The organism is Streptomyces sp. NPDC008317, assembly GCF_042955955.1.
Taxonomy (GTDB): domain Bacteria; phylum Actinomycetota; class Actinomycetes; order Streptomycetales; family Streptomycetaceae; genus Actinacidiphila.
Genome location: NZ_JBIBFQ010000005.1, coordinates 423,688 through 444,759, shown reverse-complemented (window position 1 = coordinate 444,759; position 21,072 = coordinate 423,688). Strand labels below are relative to the sequence as shown.

The following is a 21,072-nucleotide window of genomic DNA, read 5'->3' as shown; positions in this document are numbered from 1 at the left end:
GCCACCGGTAGCGCTCCGGGGGTGAGACCCAGGCGGTCGGCGGCCAGATCCCCGGCGACGGCGACGATCCGCGAGGCGTCCCGGTCCGCGACTTCCAGGCCGTTGCCCCGCAGGGCCGACCTGACGCGCAGCAGTGCCTGTGCGTCGTCCGCGGCCCGCACCAGGCAGTGCACCGTCAGATCCGTGTCCGCCAGGAGGGCGGCGATCAGGTGGGCGCCGAGGAAGCCGGTCGCCCCGGTCAGCAGTGCCTGGCGGGGGCCGCTCGCGCGGGACGCCAGCGTCGCGGCGAAGTCGAGAGCGGTGCCCGGGTCCGACTCGGCGGCGAAGTCGGGGAGGATGCGCCGCCGGGCCGGTACGGAGGGCGCGGCGCGGGCGGTGCGCACGGCCGCGGTCAGTGCGTCAGGGGTCGGGTTGGCCAGCAGCGCCTGGAGTACGGCGCGGCTGTCCTCGGGGCGCAGTCCGAAGGCCTTGACCGTGCGGGCGACCAGCCGGGTGGCCTGGAGCGAAGTGCCGCCGTGCGCGAAGAAGTCGTCACGCGGTCCGGCTCGGCGGCCGCCCAAGGAGTGCGCCCACAGAGCGAGCACCTGTTCGCCGGTGTCGTCCTGCGGCGCCGCAGCGGGCGAGGCCGCGGCAGGAGTGAGGGGCCTGGCGGCGAGAGCGGCCCGGTCGGTCTTCCCGCTGGTGGTGAGCGGGAGCCGGTCCAGCCGGACCAGTACGTCTGGCACGAGGTGCGGGGGCAGCTCGGCGGCCAGGTATCCGCGGACAGACTCGGCGGAGGGGCCAGTGCCGTCGACGGTGAAGTAGCCGACGAGGCGCTTGTCGGCGGGTGAGTCCCCGTGGACGACGACGGCGGTCCGGCCCACCTGGGGATGGCGGGTCAGCGCGGCCTCCACCTCGCCCGGTTCGACGCGGCGTCCGCGAACTTTCACCTGATCGTCGTTGCGCCCGGCGAAGACCAGGTTGCCGTCCGCCGACCGGAAGCCGAGGTCGCCGGTGCGGTACATCCGCTCGCCGGGGAGCCCGAACGGGCAGGCGACGAAGCGGGCGGCCGTCAGCACCGGCCTGGCGACGTATCCGTCCCCGACGCCCTCCCCTGAGATGTACAGCTCGCCGACGGTTTCGTCCGGCACTTCGCGCAGACGCGCGTCGAGCACGGACACCCGGCTGCCTCCGAGCGGGCGGCCGATCGGCACCGGGTCCCGCACATCGCCCTGGAGCCGGAGCCGGTGGCTGGTGGCCGCTACGGTGGTCTCGGTTGGGCCATAGGCGACCACGACGGTGAGATCGGGGCAGTGCGCCAGCACCTCGCGCACCGCGGCGGCCGGTACCGCCTCCCCGCCGGTCCACAGCTCCCGGACGCCTGCCAGGCAGCCCGGATCCTCTTGGGCAACCAGTTGCAGCAGGCTTGCGGTGAGCAGCAGCGAGGTGATGCGGTACTTCGCGATGCAGTGGGCCAGCCCGGCGATGTCGAGTGGTCCGTCCGGTGCCAGCACCGCCTGGTGGCCGCTGAGCAGCGGCGCCCACAGCTCGTACGTCGAGGCGTCGAACCCGTACGATGAGTGGACCAGCACCCGGCTGTGCGCGGCACTGCGCAAGCGGGGGTCCAGGACCAGCGCAGCGACGTTGGCCTGGGTGACCATCACGCCCTTGGGGGCGCCGCTGGAACCGGACGTGAACATCACATATGCCAGGTCACTCGCGGCCGGCGGGCGGGTGCGCTCGGCGTCGCCCAGGTCGTCGGGGGCGGCCGCGGCCAGTTCCCTCGCCGTCTGCGGGGCGTCCAAGAGCAGCACGTTTGCGGCGAGGCCGTCAGGCAGCCGGTCGAGCAGGCGACTCTCGGTGAGGGTGAGCGCCGGGGGCCGTGTCCGCCGCCATCTGCGCCAGTCGCGCTGGCGGATGGCCCGGATCGAGCGGCAGATAGGCCCCGCCGGCCTTCACCACTGCCAGGACGGCGACGATCTGGTCCGTCGAGCGCGGCAGCAGCAGGGCGGCGGTCGTACCGGGGCCGACGTGCCGGTCCACCAGAAGGCGGGCCAGTCGGTTTGCGCGGGCGTTCAACTGCCCGTACGTCAGCGCGCCGTGGGCGCCGCCGATCGCGGCCTCATTGCTGTGCGCGGCGGCCTGGCGTTCGAAGAGGTGTGACAACGGCGGGGTGGTGGTCATGGAGCGGGGTTCCTTTCCGTTCGGGCCGGGTGGGCGGTGGGCGTCGCGAAGGATGCGGCCAGGAGCCGGCTGAGCGATAGTCCCGGGTCACTCACGGCGGCGGTGAGGAAGCGCCTGAGCCGGCCGAGGACCCCGACGACCGTGCCCCTGTCGTACAGCCTCGGGTCGTACTCGGCGTCGCAGGTGAGGCCGAACAGTTCGCCGGCGGGGTCGCGCCGCTCCCAGAACTCCAGCAGCAGGTCGAACTTCACGGCGCCGTTGTGGGGCACAATGACGTGGGCCGGACGGACGCCCAGATCGACGGTCGGCCAGGGGATGTTCTGGAGCACGACGACTGTCTGGAACAACGGGTTGCGGCCGAGACTCCGCGGCGGGTTGAGCCGTTCCACGACCCGTTCAAAGGGGACGTCCTGGTGCTCGAACGCAGCCAGCACCGTGCTCCGGACGCGGTCCAGGAGTCCGGCGAAGGAGGGGTCGCCGGATGTGTCGGTGCGTAATGTGAGGGAGTTGACGAAGAAGCCGATCGCCTCCTCCCACCGCGGGTCGCTCCGGCCGGCCGTCACCGTGCCCAGCGGGAGGTCTGTGGCTGCGGCCGACTCGGCCAGCACTGCGGCCACCCCGGCCTGGAGCACCATGAACAGCGTCGCCCCGTTGCCGCGTGCCAGCGCGACCAGCTCTCGGTGCAGGGCGGCGGGCCAGAAGGCGCCTACCGAGCCGCTGCCGCCGCCCATTCGCGCGCCCGGCGTCCTGGGGCGGTCGTACAGCCCCGGGAGTTCGGCGGGCAGATCCGCCAGCGTCTTCTCCCAGAAGGCGAGCTGGTCGGCGGCGGGCCCGGCGGGGTCGGCGCCGGCCCCGAAGGCCCGATCCTGCCAGACGGTGAAGTCGGCGTACTGCGCGGGTGCTTCGCGCGGTGCCTCGGCCCGCCGGCAAGAACGGCCCGGTAGGCGGCCGCCAGATCCCTGGCCAGCGGCCCCACGGACCAACCGTCGCACGCGATGTGATGCACGACCAGCACCAGGACCGACCAGGCGAGGTCGGACCGGCCGCGCAACAGCCATGCCCGAAGAGGCGCTTGACGGGTGAGGTCGAACGGCTCGGCCACTGCCTCCCGCACCGCGACATCGATCCCGTCCGGCTCGACGCGCTGCGTCCGTAGCGCCAACGGGCAGTCGCCGGGCGCCAGGACGTGCTGGACGGGCTCCCCGTCCAGCACCGGGAAGATAGTGCGCAGGCTCTCATGTCGCTCGACCAAGGCGCTCAGCGCCGCCCGCAGGCCGTCCGGGTCCACCGGGCCGTCCACCGGAATGAGCAGCGGCACGTGGTAGGCGGGGCCGGGGTCGAGCTGGTTGAGGTGCCAGAGCCGGGCCTGGCCGGGGGACAGCGGAAGCGGGTCAGGGCGCCGCTCCATGCGGCGCGGGCCCGCTTCCGGCGGCCTCGGTCCGCTTCCGGGATCCCCGCGGCGGGCCGCGCTGACCAGGTCGGCGACCGCGCCGAGCGAGCCGGCGTCAAAGACGGTGCGGATCGGGAGGCCGACGCCGAACTCGCGGCGCAGCAAGTAGGTGAACCGGGTGATCTGGAGAGAGTTGGCGCCCGCGTCGAGGAAGGCGGCGCCCTGCTCCACCGGGGGCAGCCCCAGCGCGCTCCACAACGCGGCGACCCGGTTCCGTGGCTCGTCGTCCCCGGCTGCGGCGTTCGTCGGCCCGTCCGGCAGCGGGCGGTCCGCGAGGAGGGCGCGGTCCACCTTGCCGTGGGCGTTGAGGGGCAGCGCGTCCAACGGGATGACGGCGTCCGGCACCAGGTGGGGCGGCAGTGTACGGCGCAGGGAGGCCCGGATCCCGGCGCTCTCCAGGGCGCCGCGCGGACGTACGTACGCCACCAGCCGTTTGTCGTCGGGGCCTGTCTGATGGACGACCACGGCCGCCTGCGCCACCTCCGGCCTGCCCAGCAGGGCGGCCTCGACCTCGCCGGGCTCGATGCGGTGCCCGCGCACTTTGACTTGGGCGTCGGCGCGGCCTATGAAGTCCACGACGCTCTCCGGCAGCGAGCGTACGAGGTCGCCGGTGCGGTACATCCGCTCGCCCGGCGCGCCGAAGGGACAGGCCACGAAGCGCTCGGCCGTGGTCTCCGGTCGGCGCAGGTACCCGCGGGCGACTCCCGCCCCGGCGATGAAGAGCTCGCCGACCTCTCCGGCTGCCACCGGCCGTAACCGGGTGTCAAGCACGAAGAGCCGCTCCGTGTCGAGCGGGCCGCCGATCGGGATGGACGGACCGGCCGCGTCCGCTGTGGTAACTCGCTGCTGGGTGGCGAAGGTAGTGGTCTCGGTCGGGCCCTACACATGACGCAGCACGGTGCGCGGAGCGCCGCGAAGGAAAGCCCGCATGGCCTGCGGTGAACACGTCTCGCCGCCCGTCAGTACCTCGTCCAGACCTGCGAGGGCCGCCGGGGCGAAGCCGGTGATGACGTTGAACAGCGCCGTGGTGAGGAAGACGGCCGAAGCGCCGCTCGCGGTGACGACGGCGCCCAGCCGGTCGGAGTCGAGGGTGTCCGCCATCATTATGGCCCGGCCGCCGTTCAGCAGCGGCACCCACAGTTCGTAAGTCGCGGCGTCGAAGGTTTGCGGGGAGTGCACGAGCACCGCGCGGTGCGCGGGAGTGCTGAAAAGGCGGTCGGATGCGAGCGCGAGGATGTTGGCGTGTGTGGTGATCACCCCCTTGGGGCGCCCGGTGGAACCGGAGGTGTACATCACATATGCCGAGTCGTCACCGCTGCCGCTCATAGGCCCGCGCCCATCGTCCGTACGGCCCCGGCGCGTCCCGGTGAGGGAGCGCAGGAACGCCGGGTCGTCCAGGACGATCCATGCGGCCCGGCCGGCCGTCGTGTCGGTACCGAGGCGAGCGGCGATCCCCCGTCGGGCGACCAGCGCGGCGGGTTTCGCGTCGTTGAGCATCAGGGCGATCCGGTCCTCCGGATAGGCTGCGTCGAGCGGGAGGTACGCCGCTCCGGCCTTGAGGATCGCCAGCACTGTGACGGCGTAGTCGGCCGAGCGTGGGAGGGCGAAGGCGACGATGTCGCCGGCCCGGACGCCGTGCGCGGCAAGTAGCGCGGCGAGGCGGTCGGCGCGCGCGTCCAGTTGTGCGTAGGTTAGCTCGCCGTCGTCCCCGGCCACCGCGACAGCGTCCGGAGCCAACCGCGCCTGCCGCTCGAAAGCCGTCGGTACGGTGAGGGCCGGTTCAGCTGCCATGGTGGCATCGGCCGGTATCTGCGCACTCGTCACACTCACGTCCTTGGCGTTGTGTCCTGACAGATGGCTGCGGTCTCCTGGCTGGGATCCGTGCTGATCCGATGACAGGTGCCAGGGACGGAATCCGCAGGCTCGGCAGCTCCGCGGGCCCGTCAAGGAAAGTGACGATGCCGGCTCGGACCGTACCGGCGCGTCCCGGCCGGTACGTGCTGCGGACTCCTCCCAGCTTGGTGCGGCGACCTTGCCGAATACGGGGTCTGGCAGATCGGGACTGTTAAAAAGTCGGCGCTGTCAACAACAGACCGACCATGCGCGGGCGGCAGCGGTGGCCCGGACGAGAATGGCGAGGCGGTTCTTTGAGCCGGGTGGGCGGCCGGGGCCGGGTGTGGTGGGTTTCGGTACACCGGCTGGAGGACCAGTCGTCGTGCGGAGGTGCCGGAACCCGCGCGGGACCCGGGCGGGCGTGCGACGTCGGCGTCGGTGGCGCCGGTGCGTGACCACCACAGCCAGACCGGCTTGTTCAACCCGCCGCGGTTCAGGCCGGCGTACAGGGAACCGTGCCCACGGCGATGCTCGGGCGCCAGCGCCAGGTCGACCAGCGACCACACCGGTCCTTCCGTGCAGAGCACGGCGTCGGCCAGCTCGAACAGCGCGTCCGCACGGGCGGTCAGGCGATCGTAGAAGTCGGCCCGGAACCGCGACAACACGGTCAGGGACTCGACGCGGACAGCACCGTTCAGCAGACTCACCCCCCGCGGCCTTGCATGATCAACAGCGTCTCGACAACGCACATGACCACATGGGGGCTGTGGTCTCATCCCTTTCATGATGACCAAGCCAGAGCGGGGAACCGCGCCGCCCGGGCGGACGTCGGCGAGGCAGACATCGAGCCCATGGGCATGGCAGGCGTGGGCCAGCCACACCGCCGATGTGATCTTGACGGTGCTATGTCTCAGGCCAACTGCGTTACTGCATGACCGCCCCTCCCTCGCGCCGTGAACGTCCCACATCCCATTGCACCCAGGTTGGCCGGGATTCTTCTCGCTCCTTCTCTTCGGGTTGGGCAACGGTGTTTGAAGGGGCTACGGGCGGACGTTGAGCCCCACGTTTTGAGAGGAACGGGTTACGTGAAGGTACGCAGGCACATCACCACGATCACGGCCACCGCCGCCCTTGCGGGGTTGGTCGGCTTAGGTCTGGCGGCGCCGGCACAGTCGGCCCCGCAGTCCTGGAAGTGTCGTGACGCCACCGCCTCGACCACCGGGGCGAAGATCGCTGCATCCATCTGCTGGAGCGGGAGTACGGCCAAGGTGGCTGGCCAGGTCTACGACACCAAGGCCGACAGGCACAGCGGCTGCGGAGAGATCATCAAGGCCTCCAACTCGGCCTACAACTACTGTGCTCGCAAGGGTGCGGGGACATCGGTGCACTTCGTCACCGGCGAATTCCACTACAGCCATCCCGTGTGGATCAGGGCATGCACGGAGAATGGTCCCGCATCCGGTCAGAAATGCTCGGCCTGGCACTGACGGACACGCCCGATGGCCGCCAACGTCTTGAACTGGCACGAGCCCGCACCCACAGGTTGGTCGACATGCCACCTGGGTGCGGGCCCCCGCGGGGAACGGTCACGGCGGCCGTTCCCCGAACGGAACCTCTGAGGCTGGTGTGATGGGAGGGAGCGGAGCCGCGACGCTGATCAGCGTCTCCACCTCGGACCCACCGAAAACGCTCGGAACCTTGATCGTTCTCATGTTCTCCAGGGGCACCTTGGCCCAGGGTCTTGCCTGATTCGGAGGAACCGAGGGCTCACGTCTAAAAGCAGAACCAGCCGTTCTGCACGAAACCCTCCGCGTTAACGTTGCCCCAGGCGAAGCCGCGCACGTACTCGCTGCCGAACTCCGCATAGTTCTGGTGCACGGTGAACGTTTGTCCGTAAGTGAGATGGTTGAACGGCGTGCCACCGTAGGAGCTACGGACATCGAGGGTCTGAGCGCACACGGTCATGCGCTGACCTATGTTGCCGTCGTTCGCCCAGAGGTAGGGGCCGCCGGCATAGGCGGCGGACTGGGTGACGGTGAGCATTACCGCCGTGAATACGGCGGTGAGAGAGCTTCCGAGGATGGCACGCCGCGCCAACCGCCGGGGACGACGGTCCGTGCGCAGGGTCGGTTCGAACTGCTGACGTAACGCTGACGCGACCATGGGGTTGTCTCCTTGTCTCGGGGACTTACGGCACGGACACAGTAAAGGGACAGGCAGGCATGCGACAGCCACCCGGGCCAGTAACCGACAGGGTCAAGCCACCTTCGAGTATCGGTAGCCGATGAACTGCCATGGCCTCCCCTTGATGATTGAGGTTCCGAAACAGGCATTTAGCTTGTTTTTTTAAAGTCTCCTTGGGGGCTGGGGTTGCCTCAGGTGCTGCTTGATTGTCAGACCCCCTCGGTACGGTCGACGCATGAGAGCTACGGCAACCTTCACCGTCAAAGCGTTCGTCCCTACCGAGCTGAAGCCCGGGCCAGCCGTATCCACGGCGCTGCCGGTCGGTGTCGCGACCATGGAGAAGCATTACGAGGGGGAGGCAACCGGCCGCTCGGCGACCTTGTTCACTTCCGCGTTCGACCAGACGACCGGCGTGGGCACATACATTGCCATGGAGTCGTTCGACGGATCGCTGCACGGTCGGCAGGGTTCCTTCAACTTCGCGCACTCGGCGACAACGTCTGGCAACGACCGCACTGCGGAGTTCTTCACCATCGTGCCCTCAAGCGGCACCGGCGAGTTGGCGGGGATCGTTGGCGCTGGCGGGATGGCTGTGGAGGCTGACGGCACGCACCGTATCTGGTTCGACTACCAGCTCGGCTGAGCGGCAGGCTTTGGAACGGAGCCGCCTGACATCCGTTGGTCTTCCTTCTCCTGACCGGCCGGGTGGTCACTCCTCTTACCGACGCCGGACGACGCTCAGAACGTGATCACTCGTACGGGGATTCCTCGGGCATGAACACGATCGGCTGGTGGCGACGCTGATCCATCCGCGGCACGACCTGCCGCACTCGGCGCTGGGGCTGCTGTTCGGCGTCGATCGGTCCACCGTTACCCGGGCGATCGGAGAGATGCGCACGCTCCTGGCGGAGCGGGGGTGCGCAGTTCCCGACGGCCCCGGCCTGCGGCTTCGGACGCTGACGGATGTGTTTGCCTACGCCCGGGCCGAGGGCGTCGAGCTGCGTTTGGACGCCACCGAGGTTCAGGTCCGCCGGCCACCGGCCGGCCGCGGCGGACGGCGCGCGTTCGTCTCGGGCAAGAAGAAGCAGTTTGCCTGGGCCTGAGCCGCGACCACCGTGGGCAAGCGATCACCCCTCCGAGAAAACCCTGCCCGTGGGCACTACCCGGCAGAGTGGAACAGTGGGAACGAGACCGCCACGGCCACTCGTCCGACCGAATCACCGTCGGACGCGCCCTCGCCGACCACAAACGCTGGAAGCAGCTCCAGCGCTGGACCCATCGCCGTGACCGCCTCCCCGACACCTACCGAGCCATCGCAGGCATCGTCTCCGACCGCAACATCACTGCCTGAAATCGGGCCATGCACGGTGCAGGCGGTCACCCAGGTCGTCCACACCGAACGAATCGGGGGAGCAGGAACTCGCAGCCGCGGACTTGGCGCGTGGGCCGTCCCCTCCACGCGCCTGTGGGGGAGGGTTGCGGATCAGGGCTGAAGGATCTCCTGGATGCCGGGAACAGGTCCCACTGCCAGGTCTTCGATGACGAGGATGAGGAAACAGTCCGCGAGGGCGGAGGCGTTCCCCTCCGCAGACTCCCCGGCGAGCGTGTCCTCCGGGACGAACTCCGTCTCCCAGGTCCGGGCTGACTGCCATTGATCTGATTCCACCGTCCCCCGGACGCGGATCGGCCACCTCGTCCCCGTGCCCTGCGCGTCAACGATGCGGAGGGCGCCTGCCTGTGGGGAATGGCCGGTTTGACCTTTCATCTTCTCCGCGACGAGCCGCGTTGTCTCGGCGGGTGGGAATTCTTCGCCTACCATGCCGCCACTGTACCTTCTTCGAACTGCGGTCCGGCAGTTTTCCGCAGATGCCGAGCTGTCAGCACGCCGGCTGGACTTCACCGCGATGGAGCGTTATCGAGTTCTCGTGGTAGGCGGTGATGATCCCCTTGATGCCGGTGGACCCGTAGCTGTTGAACTGGACCACAACCCGGAACTGACCTTCGCAGGGGGCCAGGTCACGGAGGATGAACGCTATGGAATTTCCCCCTTGCGGGACAGTAGAGGTGAAGTATGCCAACGTGTTGGCAAGATCTTCGTCGACGTGGGCGGACCAGTGCTTGGAATGAATGTGGTTGAAACCCCAGGTGCTGCTTCCACACCGAAGCGGTACAAGTGCGTACGGCACGTGAGGCGCGTACCACTTAACGATGTGCCCCGCTGTCTGGCCGTTGCACGCGGTCGGGCTGAGCACTGCTGGCTGGACCGGCGCCGCTTGCGCGGCGGTGGATACACCTCCGGAAATGATCATCGGTTGTCGGGCTGGCTGCACCAATGGATCAAGATGTATCCGGAATTCACTTGCGTGATAACCTCTTCGCGGCTCTGCAGGTCGAGTATGGCGCACATCTATCGGCGAGACGGGCGACGTCCTGTATGGGGCGTCACTTACATCGGCTAACAACGGCTAACGCAACGAGCCGAGTTGGCGGTGGGTGATGAGGCAGCAGGCGAGTTTGAGGAACGCTTCGCGGATGTCGGCTCGCCGTTCCCATCGGATGCGCAGACGTCGGACGCCGTGCAGCCACGCAAAACTCCGCTCGACCACCTGGGGCGTGTTTTGAAAGTCGGCTCTGTTCGTCGTCCCATGCCGTGATGATCACGGTGTGGGGCGAGGGGATCTTTCTGACGATCAGTGGGCGGTGCTGAAGCCGTTGTACTGCAGGCTCGGGCGGATGCGGCAGGTCTGATCACGTGGGAGGTCAACGTCGACTCCACGATCTGCCGGGCCCATCACCACGCCGCAGGCGCCCGCCGGGACGGACATGCTCAGAAGAAACCGCCCGGCGGAACCCGCACGGAGCCCGACGACCACGGTCTGGGCCGGTTCCAGGGCGGCTTCACCACCTAGAATCATCTGGCGTGCGAGCAAGGCCAACGGCCGCTGTCTTTGCTGGTCACCGCCGGACAGCATGGTGACAGTCCTCAGTTCGCCGCCGTCCTGGACGGAATCCGAGTACCCCGCACCGGGCCGGGCCGTCCCCGTGTCCCACCTCTGCGGGTGCGGGGTGACAAGGCGTACTCCTCCCGCGCCAATCGGGCCTACCTGCGAAAGCGTGGGATCCGCTGCACCATCCCGGAGCCGGCCGACCAGGTCGCCAACCGCAAACGGCGCGGGAGGGCCGGCGGGCGGCCTCCGGTCTTCGGCCGCGAGGGCTACAAGGCCCGGCACGCGGTCGAGTGCGGGATCAACCGGCTCAAGCGCAACCGGGCGGTCGCCACCCGGTTCGGCAACCTCGCCGTCCGCTTCGAAGCCACCGTCCTGATCGCCGCGATCAGCGAATGGCTGTGACCCCTGAACTGTCGGTTCCACGTGCCATGCTGACCACGGCCAAGGTGAACCGGGCGAGGGAGAGACAACGATGGGGGCTCAGTACTACGGCGCCGACAGCGAGAACGGCGACCGCATCGACGACCCCTCCGAGGACGCGCTGTACATGATGCTCAGCGACCTCAACGACTCCGACAACACCTTCCTGGTCGTCCAGCCCGACGAGGACGACCCCGTCTGGTTCGCCTCCGTGGCCGTCCTGGACGAAGGCGGCTACGAGATCGTCCGCCGCGACACCACCCGCAACGAGCACGACGTCACCACGGCGAACAGCATCAACGACATCGCCCGCGACCTCACCATCTGGATGGCCGCCCGCGACTTCCCCGGACGGCCAACCAGACAGGCCACCGACTTGTAAAACGCGGCCTTGCGATAGGTGCCCAGTCCGGTGCCGTGCAGGGTGCCGTGGCGGGCGATCGCGGGCACGATGCCACGTGCGCTGACCTGGTCGCTGTAGATGTCGTGGTCGTAGGTTGGGGCGCAGGCCCGCCGCAGGCTTGAACCGGTTCCGGTGAAGGTCGAGGGCTTGCGTTCGAACGCCGTGCGTCTGGCCGCATGTGGTTGGCTGGCCGAGGACAGGCCGGAGACGTTCAGCGTCCCTGCCAGCCCGAGGCGGCGGCATGACCGTGGTCATCGCCTGGGCGCTGTCGGTGCGCCGTTCGTAGTCTCGGGCCAGGCGGCGCGAGCGCATCAGGCCCGCGAACGTCCGCTCCAGCAGCCTGCGCGCCCGGCCTCGCGGTCGTGACCGAGCCCGCCGGGACCACGTTCAGCAGCAGCCCGAGCGTGTCCACCATGATGTGCCGCTTTCGGCGGTGACCTTCTTCGCAGCGTCGGAGCCGCTGGAGCCGTTCCCTGGCTGGGCATCGCTGCTGTCCGGGGCGGGCTCAGAGATCGCAGCTGAGGAGGCGGCGGGTCGGGCGTGACACGAATGGGTGAATCCAATTGGCATATGCGGAGGCGGGCAATATTTGTGCCTCGGGCAGGGCACGAGTACGCAGTAGGAAACGCGCCGTTCGTTATGTTTGTCGCCGTTGTGTGGTTCGGCGGAGGCGTGGTCCGGTGCGACGGGAGTGTGCCGATGGAAAGGGCTGCCGAGACATGCAGAGGTCGTGCAGGACGGAGCACTGGCAGGTAGCGGCTGGCCTGGAAAGCCGGGAGGAGATCACCGTCTTCGCGACGGTCCGTCACCCCGTCCGGGGGCTCGTCCATTGCCGGGCGGCGGAGCTCCTGGGAGGGGCTCTCCAGCGGGAAGGCTGGTCTGTGCGTTATGAGGACGAATCTCCTCCGCTTCTGTCGAGCTTCCCGGACGGGGCCGGTCATGCTGCGGCAGGAGTCCAGGTGCTGTCCTACTTGCAACGTGACCGGCAGGCGGCAGGGTTGGCAGGGGCGGCTCCTTCTGGTGGGGCCTCGATCGCGTTGCAGAGGGCGCTGGCTTCCTGGCGGGCTGTGATGCGGACTCGCCAGTTCGTGGCCGCGGAAGGTGATCCTTTGTGCTGGGGTGCCGTGCGCGCCCAGGCTCTGCTGGAGGGGGCCTTGGCGGCCGGTGGCGGCCGGGTGCGAATTCTGGCCGGCACGATGCCGCACTATTCAGCCGGTGCCGGTGATGAAGGACACTCCGCGTTGTCGACGGACGAACTCGACCGAGTGGCGGCGGGCACCCGTGTAGTGATCGGGCCGGCTGGCGTGGCCCCAACTGTGCGAACCTCCCTGGTCCGCCAGGGGCTGCGCGTTATCGATGCGACCTGTCCGCTGGTGACGGCCGCCCAGGCCGAGATCCGCAGATTCGCCGCGCACGGCGAAAGCGTCCTTCTCATCGGACCTCGGGACAGTGCCGTGCTGCCCGGCATGGTCGGGCAGGCTCCCGACGCGGTCCGGACGGTGCACGATGTCGCCGAAGCAGGAGACATCCGGGTGGAGGCCCCCGGCCGTGTGGCGGTGGTGACCGCACCGGGGACCCCGGGCGAGCGGAACCGGATGGTCGCCGAGGCGGTGCGGGGCGCACTGGGTCATGTGCTGCCCCAGGACCCGACCACGTACTGCCACGCCGCCAGCGATCGGGAGCACGCCCTGCTCAGACTGGCCGCATCCAGCGATGCCGTCCTGGTCCTGGGACGCCAAAACTCCCCCACTCTGGCCAGCCTGAGGAATTCCGGTGTGCGGGCGTACGGGGCAGCTCGCATTGCAGAGGTGAGGCCCGCGTGGCTGGCGGGAGCCGCCGCGGTCGGCATCGTCGCGGCCCCTGGAGCCAGCCCCGCTCTCATGGCCGACACCTTGCGGGCATTGACGGGTCTGGGGCCGTCGGCCGTGACCCGGCAGGTTACGACCACCCTCGTGGACCGGGGCGACACGGAGAGCGGCTGACCGTCAGCTGGCCCTCTGGGCCCCGGCGTGCCGGTGTGTACCGCATGGGTGGGGCGTGCGGCTGCCCGCGCAATGTGTTCATCACGTGGTGTAGCCGGAGCAGACCGGGACATCTGACGGGTATGTGTTCTGTTCCCCCTAAAGGCAGAAAAGAGAGGGGATGCATCTCAATGGGTCGATTGCCCAACGTGCGGCTGCGAGCTCTCTTACGCGAGGCGAACATGACAGCCGGACACTTGTCCAGGGCCGTCAACCAGGCAGGCGGTGAAGTCGGCTTGGCCCTGCATTACGACCGTACGTCCGTCTCGCACTGGCTTTCCGGAACTCGTCCTCCGGAACCGGTGCCTTCCCTGGTGGCCGAGGTCCTCTCTCGCGCACTGGGACGGCAGGTCACTGCTGCGGACACCGGCCTTCTGAACGGCAACGCTCCGGTCGCCACCCGCCAGTCGGACGACCTCGGCCTGTCCTTGGTGCGGCTGGCTCGCCCGCCCACGAAAGAACTCGCGGATTCCAGCGTCTACACGACCCTCCTTGAACTGGACGCGGCCGAGGGAAACTTCGCCATACCACTGGCGCCATCAGTACCGCACGCCCGGGAGGCCGAGCCCACCTCGGTGCCAGCCACGGAGTTGATGCTTCCCGTCTTCGCCCGGATCGACACGGCTTTCGGCGGGGGAGCGGCCCGCCAAGCCCTATCCTCCTACTTGGCCGTCGACATCACGCCGCGGTTAGTCCTGAGGATGCCTCCGGGACGCCGCGACCGTTTTCTGCGCACCGCCTCCCGACTCACCTATCTCGCCGGGTACATGCACTTCGACGACAACATGAACGGAATAGGGCAGTCGTATTACCAGACTGCCCTCCGCATGGCGGCCGCGTCAGCGGACCTGCGCACTTATACGACCGTCCTGCGGGCGATGAGCATCCAGGCTCTGCATTTGGGCCATCGGTCTCTGGCCCTGGACATCGCTGAGGCCGCAGCTCGGCACAACACAGACCTCCCGCCCGGGCAAGCCGTACTGCTTACCTCCCAGTGGGCACTCACCCTGGCGGCGAACGGCCAGCGCCGCAAGGCCTTCGCCGAACTGCGCCGGGCTGAACAGACCTTTGCCCGAGGCCCATTGAGCACGGGAACGATCGATGACTTCCACGCCGCCGCCTTCGCACACCAGAGCGCGGAGACATTCGCCTACGCGGGCGAGCCCGCCCGGGCCATCCGGGAACTTACCTCCTCGCTGAGGCAACGGCCCGCGGACGAACGCCGAGCACGTGCCCTGATCAATGCGCGGCTCGGCGGGCTGCAACTCGACCAAGGGCACCTCGAACAGGCATGCGCGGCCTGGCACCTCTTCCTTGATGACCAGGCCCACTTGCGGTCAGGTCGGATCGCCTCCGCGCTGGCTGAGATGCGGTCACGACTGCGGCCCTTCAGGCAGCAGCCAGTAGCGCGAGAAGTCCTCAACCGGAGCCACTCATCGGCGTTCGCCAGCGGCGCCCCGCCGGCCGGTTCACCGTAATGCCGAGCAGGTCGTCCGGAACGGGAAGGCCACGTCCAGCGGGAGCGCGAAAGCGCTGAGGGCGGCGAGGAGATCGTCGTCGGATCCGGCGAGGACGGGTCCGATGTGGAGCTGGCGCTCCCAGGTCTACTTCGCGGTCGGCGGCTCGCCGGAACGGCCCTGCGGCCACTGCCCGGTTCCCGGAAACGCGGGTCGGATCCGCACACCGGCAGTGCGGCCGATACGGGCGGGCCGTTCTCGCCGACCCGCCGGCCGAGAACGCCGGCAGGGCGGGAAGGGGCGGGCGAACGGATCCAGGGGCCCCGAAGGGCGCGCTGCTGAAGTCAGTGACGAAGGCCGGCGGAGGGGACGTGTTTGAGCCCGGCGAAGCGTCGCTGAGTGGGAGCGAGTGCTTCGGGGTCGATCAGTACGTCGACAATACATGGGCCCTGGACGGTTGCGGCTTCCCGCAGGGCGTCGTGCAGAGCCTCCGGGGCGGTGACGCGGAGGCCGCGGGCGCCGAGGGCTTCGGCGTACTGGGCGAAGTCGGTCATGGGGAGCGAGGAGTCGGCGTAAGGCAGGCCGAGAGCTTTCGTTCCCTGTCTGCACATACCGTAACTCGCGTCGTTGAGGACGATCCACACGACGGACGCGTTGTACTGGACCGCGGTGCTGACCTCGTTCTGCATCAGCATGGCCCCGTCTCCCACCAGGGCGACGGCGCGCCTGCCGGTGGCAAGGGCCGCGCCGACCGCTCCGCAGGCGAAGTGCCCCATGGAGCCCAGGTAGAGGTTGCTCACACGCCACTGCCCCGGGCGGGAGAAGCGCAGATAGCGGTTCCCCCAGGCGAACGCGTTGCCGTTGTCCCCCATCACGAGGTCGCCCCGGTCGACGAACCGGCTCTGGATCTCGTGCAGGAGTTGGCGTGGGTGCACGAGGCGCTCTGTTCGCGGCGGTGGGGCTGAGGGAGTGTGCCCCGGTGCGGGGCCGCCGGTGTGATGCATATTGGTGGGCGGCGCGCACATGGCGGGCGCCGCTTCCACGAGCGCGTACGCGAAGGCGGCGACGTCAGCCTCTACACGGATGAGCCGGTCGGCCGGGTAGACGTGAGGCAGGTCGTCGGGAGCGAGGTCGACCTGGATGAGCTGGGCTCGGGCGAGATACGCCTCGTCGTAGCAGGAGGCCCCGTCACCAAGCCTGCTGCCCAGCGCGATCACGAAATCAGGGTCGTGGCGCCGCAGTGCGTCGGCGACCTCGGGATCGCCCCCCAGTCCGGTCACGCCCAGGTATCGGGGACCTGCCTCGGGGAAGATGCCCTTGCCGCGGGGAGTGGACATCACCGGCGCGTCGAGACGCTCGGAGAGTTCGGCGACGGCCGCTGCTGCCCGGCGCGCGCCCCAGCCGATCCACAGCGCGCACCGACCGGCGGCCAGTCGGGAGAGGAGCGCCTGGTCAAGAGCCGGTGTGTCCGCAGCGGTGGCACGCGGAGGAGCGGACAGCGGCACGGGAAGGTGACCGCGCTGGGCTGGAACGGTCAGGGCGAGATGGTGCACATAGCCGGTGGACCGGGCGAAGCCTGCCGCGCACGCCTCCCATACGCCGGCCAGAGATTGCGGGCTGTCGAGGATGGTGACTCCCTGGACCGTCTGGTTGGGCGTGTGCAGCGTCTGCGGTGGCAGGGACAGAGGGCTCGTTTCCTGGATGGGAAATCGGCCGACATAGGCAGGATCGGTGTAGCCGCTGATCAGCAGCACCTTCGCGCCCTCGTAACGCGCCGCCATCAAGCCGGTGAGACTGTTGGTCAGACCTGGTCCCGTGGTGACGAACACAGCGACCGGACGGTCGGCGGCGATGCTCGCCTCACACGCCGCGAAGAGGGCGCCTGTCTCGTGTCGGCAGTGATAGGTGGGGACGCCGGAGGCGGAGAGGGCATCCCACATGTAGACGATGCCTCCTCCGGAGACACCGAACGTCTCTTTGACACCCAGTGCCCGGAGCATCATCACCACGCCCTGCGCGAGTGTGGAGGCGGCGCCGTCCGGGGAGGCTGGGCGAAGGTCGGCCGGCCGTGCGGGGGCGGAGGCTTCTGCCTGGTCGGACACGTCAGCCACGGAAGGTCCTATCGTCGCGTTCGGCGTCGCGGTGGCGTGGACTCGTCCGGGGGGCGACTCCCCGGTAGCGCAGGGCGGAGTGCGGCAGAGAACGCAGGACAGGGGCCTGCTGTGCGGCGCCCTCGACGGCGTTGCCGATGAAGGACGGCTGAATGATCAGCATCATCATCACGGCAGCGGTGTCGGCCGCGAAGCCGAGGTCGAGCAGGACGGCGATGCCGAGGCCGCCGATGTTCACTGCCGTCTTCCTGCTCCGGGACAGCTCGGCCTCGACGTCGTAGACCAGCAACTGGTAGGTGCCGACCGGCCATTGGTGGACTCGGACGCACTGCTGGAATGCCAGCACACGTTCGTCCGCGGGTCGCAGCGGCACTCCGAAACCCGGCAGCCGGGGGTTGCGCTCCAGCAGTTCACCCACTGCGGTGGGCAGGCTCACTCCCTCCGCGCCACTCAGCCGGCTGCGCAGATCGAGCAGCATCTGTGCGCAGAGCCGGGAGGTGCCCGGGCCGGCCACACCTGTGGCGGCAAGGACGGACGCGGCGAACCCTGCCGTCGGATTGCCCCAGGACGCCGCGATGCGGCCCGCCTTGAGCGGCCAGATCCGCGGATCCGCGAGAGCGGACGACGCGGCGAGGTCGTCGAGCATCGAGCTCTCCGCGTCCGTCAGCTTGCGGTGCCCGAACACCAGCGACATCAGACTCCAGACGGACGTGGAACCGGCGAGGTCACCGGCGACCGCGTAACCGGCCAAGTGGTTGTCACCCCAGCCGAACCTGCCGATCGCTGTTCTGATCTCATCAACGTTCCTGGCTTCATCAGGGGTCTCAGCCATTGCCTTCGGACTCCGGGACATAGCGGACGGGTGGCAGGTTGATGGGGTAGCGCAGCATTTCGGTCGCCGAGTGGCGTAGTACCTCAGCGGTGACTGCGGGCAGTTGAGCCATGACGATCGAGGTGATCAGTTCCTGCGGATCCCGCAGTCCGCAGCAGAACAGCAGGGCCAGCGCGCCCGCCGTGACGGTCGGAACGAAGGATCTCGGGCCGGGAAGGAGGGTCTTCGCGTCGGCGGGCACGGCCTGCCAAGCGGCTTGGTCGTCCGGTGTGCTGGCGGCGTAGGCCGCGGGCGGCGTGTCCTCGGGACCCCTCAGCCACTCCAGCCACGCCGTGTGCTCGTCGAGCACCCCTTGAGCCGATTCGGCTAGCGTGATCGCCGCGACCGACAGCACCTGAGCCGGTGGGCACGCCGTAATGCGGGCCAGCAGTGCCGCATGCGCGCCCGCGTCGGTCAGCGGGACGGGCATCAGCAACGTCCACGCGGTCTCCATCGCGACGGCCTCCGACTCGGCAGGCAGTTCTCCGCGCCAGGCGAGGAATGCCAGTTCGGAGAAGCGATAGTTCCGCGCGAGGTCGCCGAAGACGCCGTAGCCGTGCATCCGCAGCGGCACGGAGGGATCGACGACATTGCAGGTCAGCCGAGAATCCCAGGAGGTGCGTTCGAGAGGCCCGGCCTCCGTGTCGGTACGTCCGTCCGGGCTGTCGGTCGTGCTGCCTTCTGCTGACGTTGTCCCTGGTGAGTCCGACAACACAGCTCAACCATCCTCTCTCCAAGGAGTTCGGGATGCCGGTCGTATCGTGTGAAGCTCCCTCCCGGCGCCCTATTTCTGCCGCGGCGGTCTTCGGAGCCAGGATTCAGGAGACCATCAATGCACAGCCTCGGACGGGAGCGCCATGCGTCGCCCGAACCGGAGGCGTTGAATGTTCCGCGGCGTTGAACGTCCACGGCTCTCCTCCCCACCGTCGTTCGCGGGGTGGGGTCGCTCGGCTGGAGGAGGACCGGGTCGTCACAGGTCGGCGACGAGAACCTTCGGACGCTTTTCGGACACTGGATGGTGCAGTAGGGCGGGCAGGGCCGCGAGGTCGACGACCTGATGCGCGGTGGCTCCGTAGCCACGGGCCAAGGACGGGTGGTCCAGGCCCGGAATGGTCAGCCCAGGGACCATTTTTCGGCCGGTGAGCTGGGCGTACCAGTCCAGGACGGCGTAGCGATCGTTGCGCAGGACAAGGACGGTCAGCGGGAGCCGAAGAGCGGCGGCGGTCCATAGGGCGGTGATGGAGTACTGGGCCGATCCGTCGCCGATCACGGCCACCACCGGGCGGGTGGGGTCGGCGAGTTGGATGCCGACAGCTGCGGCGAGGCCGAAGCCGAGGCCGCCGTCGGGGCTGGTGTAGTAGCCGCCAGCGCGGCGGATGGTGACACGGTTCCAGAAGGTGTCGAGGGTGGAGGGGGACTCGTTGACGATGACGGTGTCGGGGGACAGGTGGGCCAGGCAGTCAAGGATCTGGTCGGCCCGGTCGGTGGCTGGAGCTGCGGCGGGGCGTCTCGGGACCAGGGGCCGGTGGCCGCCCGGGGCGGCCAGATCGGCCAGGGCGGCGAGGGCGAGGGCCGGATCGGCCAGTACGGCGTCACCTACCGGGGCGCGGGCGGCCTCGTCCGGATCGTCGGTGAGCAGGACCAGTTCACTGCCCGGGGGGATGAGGGGGCCGGGCAGGTCCAAGTAATGGCGGAAAACCGGGGCTCCGACGACCAGGATCAGGTCGTGTTCGGCGAGTGCCTGGCACAGGAGCGGCGCGGCGGGGCGGAGGACGCCCTGATAGTGGGGGTGGTCTTCGGGGAACGGACTGCGCCCTTGGGAAGGCGCAGTCCACACCGGTGTTCGGGTGCGTTCGGCAAGATGGACGGCGCTGGCGCGCCCCGCCTCGGAGTCCAGGCCGGAGCCCAGAACGAGCACGGGTCGTCTGGCCCGGTCGAGGCGGTCGGTCAGGGCGGCGAGGGTGCCCGGGGCGGGAACGGACCGGGCACTGATACGGCGGCCGGTGAGCGGGGCCGGGTCTTCGCCCTCGACGTCCCAGTCGTCCGCGGGCAGGGACAAGAACACCGGCCCTTGGGGAGGTTGCATCGCCAGGTGCCGGGCGCGGGCCAGGGCGGCCGGGACGTCCTGCGGGCGGGGCGGTTCGAAGGCCCACTTGACGGCCGGCCGGGGCAGCGTGGTGGCATCGGCGTTGGTGAGCAGCGCTTCCATGGTGACGAGGCGTCGGGTCTGCTGGCCGGCGGTGATGACCAGGGGCGCTCGGCCAGCCTTGGCTGCGAGGATGGCACCCATCGCGTTGCCGAGGCCAGGGCCGCTGTGGAGGTTCACCAGTGCCGGCCGACCTGTGGCCAGGGCATGGCCGTGGGCGGCATGGACGGCGACGGCTTCGTGCAGGGTCAGGACGTAGTTGAGGTCGCTGGGGAAGTCCTGCAGGAATCCGAGTTCGGTGGAGCCGGGGTTGCCGAAGATGGTCGTCATCCCCCATTGCCTGAGCATGTGGTGGACGATGTCGCGGATCACAGCCACTTGGTGGCCTCCTGACTGGGCAGCGCCTCGGCACCGGCACGGGCCGTTGGTACGCCGGCGCCCGCTGTCCTGCGGGAGCGGACGGCATCGCGCACGGCGAGAACGTAGAGCAGGTCGAACACGAAGATCGCGGCACACAGGAAGTGGATCAGCGAGGAGTCGCTGTAGGGGCGCCGGTAGAGGGAGAACGCCAGCGAGGCGGGGACCGTACCGAGCAGTTTGGTGACCGCGATTCCCAGGGACTGGCCGGCCAGGGTGCCGCGGTGGTGGAGCATGGTCAGGAACAGTACGGACATGGCCAGGTTCTGACCGAAGGCGGCGTAGGCCCCCCAACGGTCGCCGAGTTCGCTGCTCAGCAGCAGAACACTCAGATAGGTGGACGCCATGGTCAGGGCGAACATCGCGTAGAAGATTCCGCGTTTCAGGGAGGGGAACTGCGCAGGCCCGAACTTGAGGGCCTGGTACACCAGAATCAGGTCGACGCAGAACCAGACGACGGTGACGGGGCGCAGTAGGTGCGGGTAGGGGTGGACGAACGCGAAGATGAACTCCCAGGAGATGTTCGCGCACAGCGCTGCCAGTGGCATGCCGTAGACGCGGTCGCGGACGCCGTGCTGGATGATCTGGACGTAGGTCGCGGTCCAGCCGATTCCGGCGGCGACGACCAGGATTGCGAACACGGTTCAC

At 69.0% G+C, this 21,072-nt stretch carries 16 protein-coding genes and 6 pseudogenes; 7 read left to right on the top strand and 15 right to left on the bottom strand.

The features are described 5' to 3' along the window. Positions 1-32 precede the first annotated feature (32 nt). The 5 genes and pseudogenes from ACFY9V_RS19165 to ACFY9V_RS19145 all read right to left on the bottom strand — a co-directional run. Positions 33-1,793, bottom strand: a pseudogene (locus ACFY9V_RS19165) (AMP-binding protein); the annotation flags it as partial. Between the two features lie 16 nt (positions 1,794-1,809). Next, positions 1,810-2,163, bottom strand: a complete 354-nt coding sequence (locus tag ACFY9V_RS19160) for an AMP-binding protein (protein WP_391162026.1) — start codon at positions 2,161-2,163, stop codon at positions 1,810-1,812. Beyond that, entirely contained in the window at positions 2,160-3,155 is a 996-nt protein-coding gene (locus ACFY9V_RS19155) for a condensation domain-containing protein (RefSeq protein WP_391162025.1), read from the bottom strand. The genes ACFY9V_RS19160 and ACFY9V_RS19155 overlap by 4 nt, the downstream gene beginning before the upstream one ends. Continuing rightward, a pseudogene (locus ACFY9V_RS19150) lies at positions 3,095-5,404 on the bottom strand (amino acid adenylation domain-containing protein); the annotation flags it as partial. The pseudogene ACFY9V_RS19150 and the gene ACFY9V_RS19155, both read right to left, overlap by 61 nt. Positions 5,405-5,931: 527 nt before the next feature. Then, positions 5,932-6,117, bottom strand: a pseudogene (locus ACFY9V_RS19145) (transposase); the annotation flags it as partial. A 414-nt stretch (positions 6,118-6,531) separates the two neighbouring features. Between ACFY9V_RS19145 and ACFY9V_RS19140 the strand changes: the two are divergent. Then, positions 6,532-6,933 carry a hypothetical protein gene (locus ACFY9V_RS19140; protein WP_391162023.1) on the top strand — a complete coding sequence of 134 codons (402 nt, stop codon included), beginning with the start codon at positions 6,532-6,534 and terminating at the stop codon, positions 6,931-6,933. A gap of 286 nt (positions 6,934-7,219) precedes the next feature. Here the strand turns inward: ACFY9V_RS19140 and ACFY9V_RS19135 are convergent, their stop codons facing one another. Beyond that, complete coding sequence (locus ACFY9V_RS19135) at positions 7,220-7,609, bottom strand: hypothetical protein (protein WP_391045273.1); 390 nt, start codon at positions 7,607-7,609, stop codon at positions 7,220-7,222. A gap of 256 nt (positions 7,610-7,865) precedes the next feature. On the opposite strand from ACFY9V_RS19135, the gene ACFY9V_RS19130 reads away from it, so the two are divergent. Then, positions 7,866-8,273: a DUF3224 domain-containing protein gene (locus tag ACFY9V_RS19130; RefSeq protein WP_355345464.1), complete on the top strand. Its 408-nt coding sequence runs from the start codon at positions 7,866-7,868 to the stop codon at positions 8,271-8,273. Positions 8,274-8,412: 139 nt separating this feature from the next. Then, a pseudogene (locus ACFY9V_RS19125) lies at positions 8,413-8,981 on the top strand (transposase family protein); the annotation flags it as partial. A 132-nt stretch (positions 8,982-9,113) separates the two neighbouring features. Here ACFY9V_RS19125 and ACFY9V_RS19120 read toward each other — a convergent pair. From ACFY9V_RS19120 to ACFY9V_RS19110, 3 genes and pseudogenes are all read right to left on the bottom strand, one after another. Continuing rightward, positions 9,114-9,449, bottom strand: coding sequence for a hypothetical protein (locus tag ACFY9V_RS19120; RefSeq protein ID WP_391162021.1), 336 nt, complete (start codon positions 9,447-9,449; stop codon positions 9,114-9,116). A 646-nt stretch (positions 9,450-10,095) separates the two neighbouring features. After that, positions 10,096-10,236, bottom strand: a pseudogene (locus ACFY9V_RS19115) (IS5/IS1182 family transposase); the annotation flags it as partial. Positions 10,237-10,320: 84 nt separating this feature from the next. Beyond that, entirely contained in the window at positions 10,321-10,602 is a 282-nt protein-coding gene (locus tag ACFY9V_RS19110; protein WP_391162236.1) for a hypothetical protein, read from the bottom strand. On the opposite strand from ACFY9V_RS19110, the gene ACFY9V_RS19105 reads away from it, so the two are divergent. Next, the gene (locus tag ACFY9V_RS19105; protein WP_391162019.1) at positions 10,579-10,980 is read left to right on the top strand and encodes a transposase; all 402 of its coding nucleotides are present in this window, start codon (positions 10,579-10,581) and stop codon (positions 10,978-10,980) included. The two genes, ACFY9V_RS19110 and ACFY9V_RS19105, sit on opposite strands and share 24 nt — an antisense overlap. Positions 10,981-11,050: 70 nt before the next feature. Beyond that, positions 11,051-11,380, top strand: a complete 330-nt coding sequence (locus ACFY9V_RS19100) for a hypothetical protein (protein ID WP_391162017.1) — start codon at positions 11,051-11,053, stop codon at positions 11,378-11,380. A gap of 11 nt (positions 11,381-11,391) precedes the next feature. Here the strand turns inward: ACFY9V_RS19100 and ACFY9V_RS19095 are convergent. Next, positions 11,392-11,493, bottom strand: a pseudogene (locus ACFY9V_RS19095) (IS5/IS1182 family transposase); the annotation flags it as partial. 867 nt (positions 11,494-12,360) lie between these two features. Here ACFY9V_RS19095 and ACFY9V_RS19090 point away from each other — a divergent pair. Together ACFY9V_RS19090 and ACFY9V_RS19085 are read left to right on the top strand one after the other, a co-directional pair. After that, complete coding sequence (locus tag ACFY9V_RS19090) at positions 12,361-13,383, top strand: hypothetical protein (RefSeq protein ID WP_391162016.1); 1,023 nt, start codon at positions 12,361-12,363, stop codon at positions 13,381-13,383. 236 nt (positions 13,384-13,619) lie between these two features. Continuing rightward, positions 13,620-14,900 carry a tol-pal system YbgF family protein gene (locus ACFY9V_RS19085; protein ID WP_391162014.1) on the top strand — a complete coding sequence of 427 codons (1,281 nt, stop codon included), beginning with the start codon at positions 13,620-13,622 and terminating at the stop codon, positions 14,898-14,900. Positions 14,901-15,223: 323 nt separating this feature from the next. Here ACFY9V_RS19085 and ACFY9V_RS19080 read toward each other — a convergent pair whose 3' ends face one another. From ACFY9V_RS19080 to ACFY9V_RS19060, 5 genes are all read right to left on the bottom strand, one after another. Continuing rightward, on the bottom strand, positions 15,224-16,990 hold the full coding sequence (locus tag ACFY9V_RS19080; RefSeq protein ID WP_391162013.1) for a thiamine pyrophosphate-dependent enzyme: 1,767 nt from the start codon (positions 16,988-16,990) through the stop codon (positions 15,224-15,226). Beyond that, complete coding sequence (locus ACFY9V_RS19075) at positions 16,983-17,822, bottom strand: hypothetical protein (protein ID WP_391162011.1); 840 nt, start codon at positions 17,820-17,822, stop codon at positions 16,983-16,985. Before ACFY9V_RS19075 ends, ACFY9V_RS19080 begins: the two co-directional genes overlap by 8 nt. Further along, positions 17,815-18,576, bottom strand: a complete 762-nt coding sequence (locus tag ACFY9V_RS19070) for a hypothetical protein (protein WP_391162010.1) — start codon at positions 18,574-18,576, stop codon at positions 17,815-17,817. The genes ACFY9V_RS19075 and ACFY9V_RS19070 overlap by 8 nt, the downstream gene beginning before the upstream one ends. Positions 18,577-18,831: 255 nt before the next feature. Next, positions 18,832-20,385 (bottom strand): benzoylformate decarboxylase, encoded by a 1,554-nt coding sequence (mdlC, locus tag ACFY9V_RS19065; protein WP_391162009.1) that lies wholly within the window; start codon positions 20,383-20,385, stop codon positions 18,832-18,834. Continuing rightward, positions 20,376-21,065, bottom strand: a complete 690-nt coding sequence (locus ACFY9V_RS19060; protein WP_391162007.1) for a hypothetical protein — start codon at positions 21,063-21,065, stop codon at positions 20,376-20,378. Before ACFY9V_RS19060 ends, mdlC begins: the two co-directional genes overlap by 10 nt. Positions 21,066-21,072 lie beyond the last annotated feature (7 nt).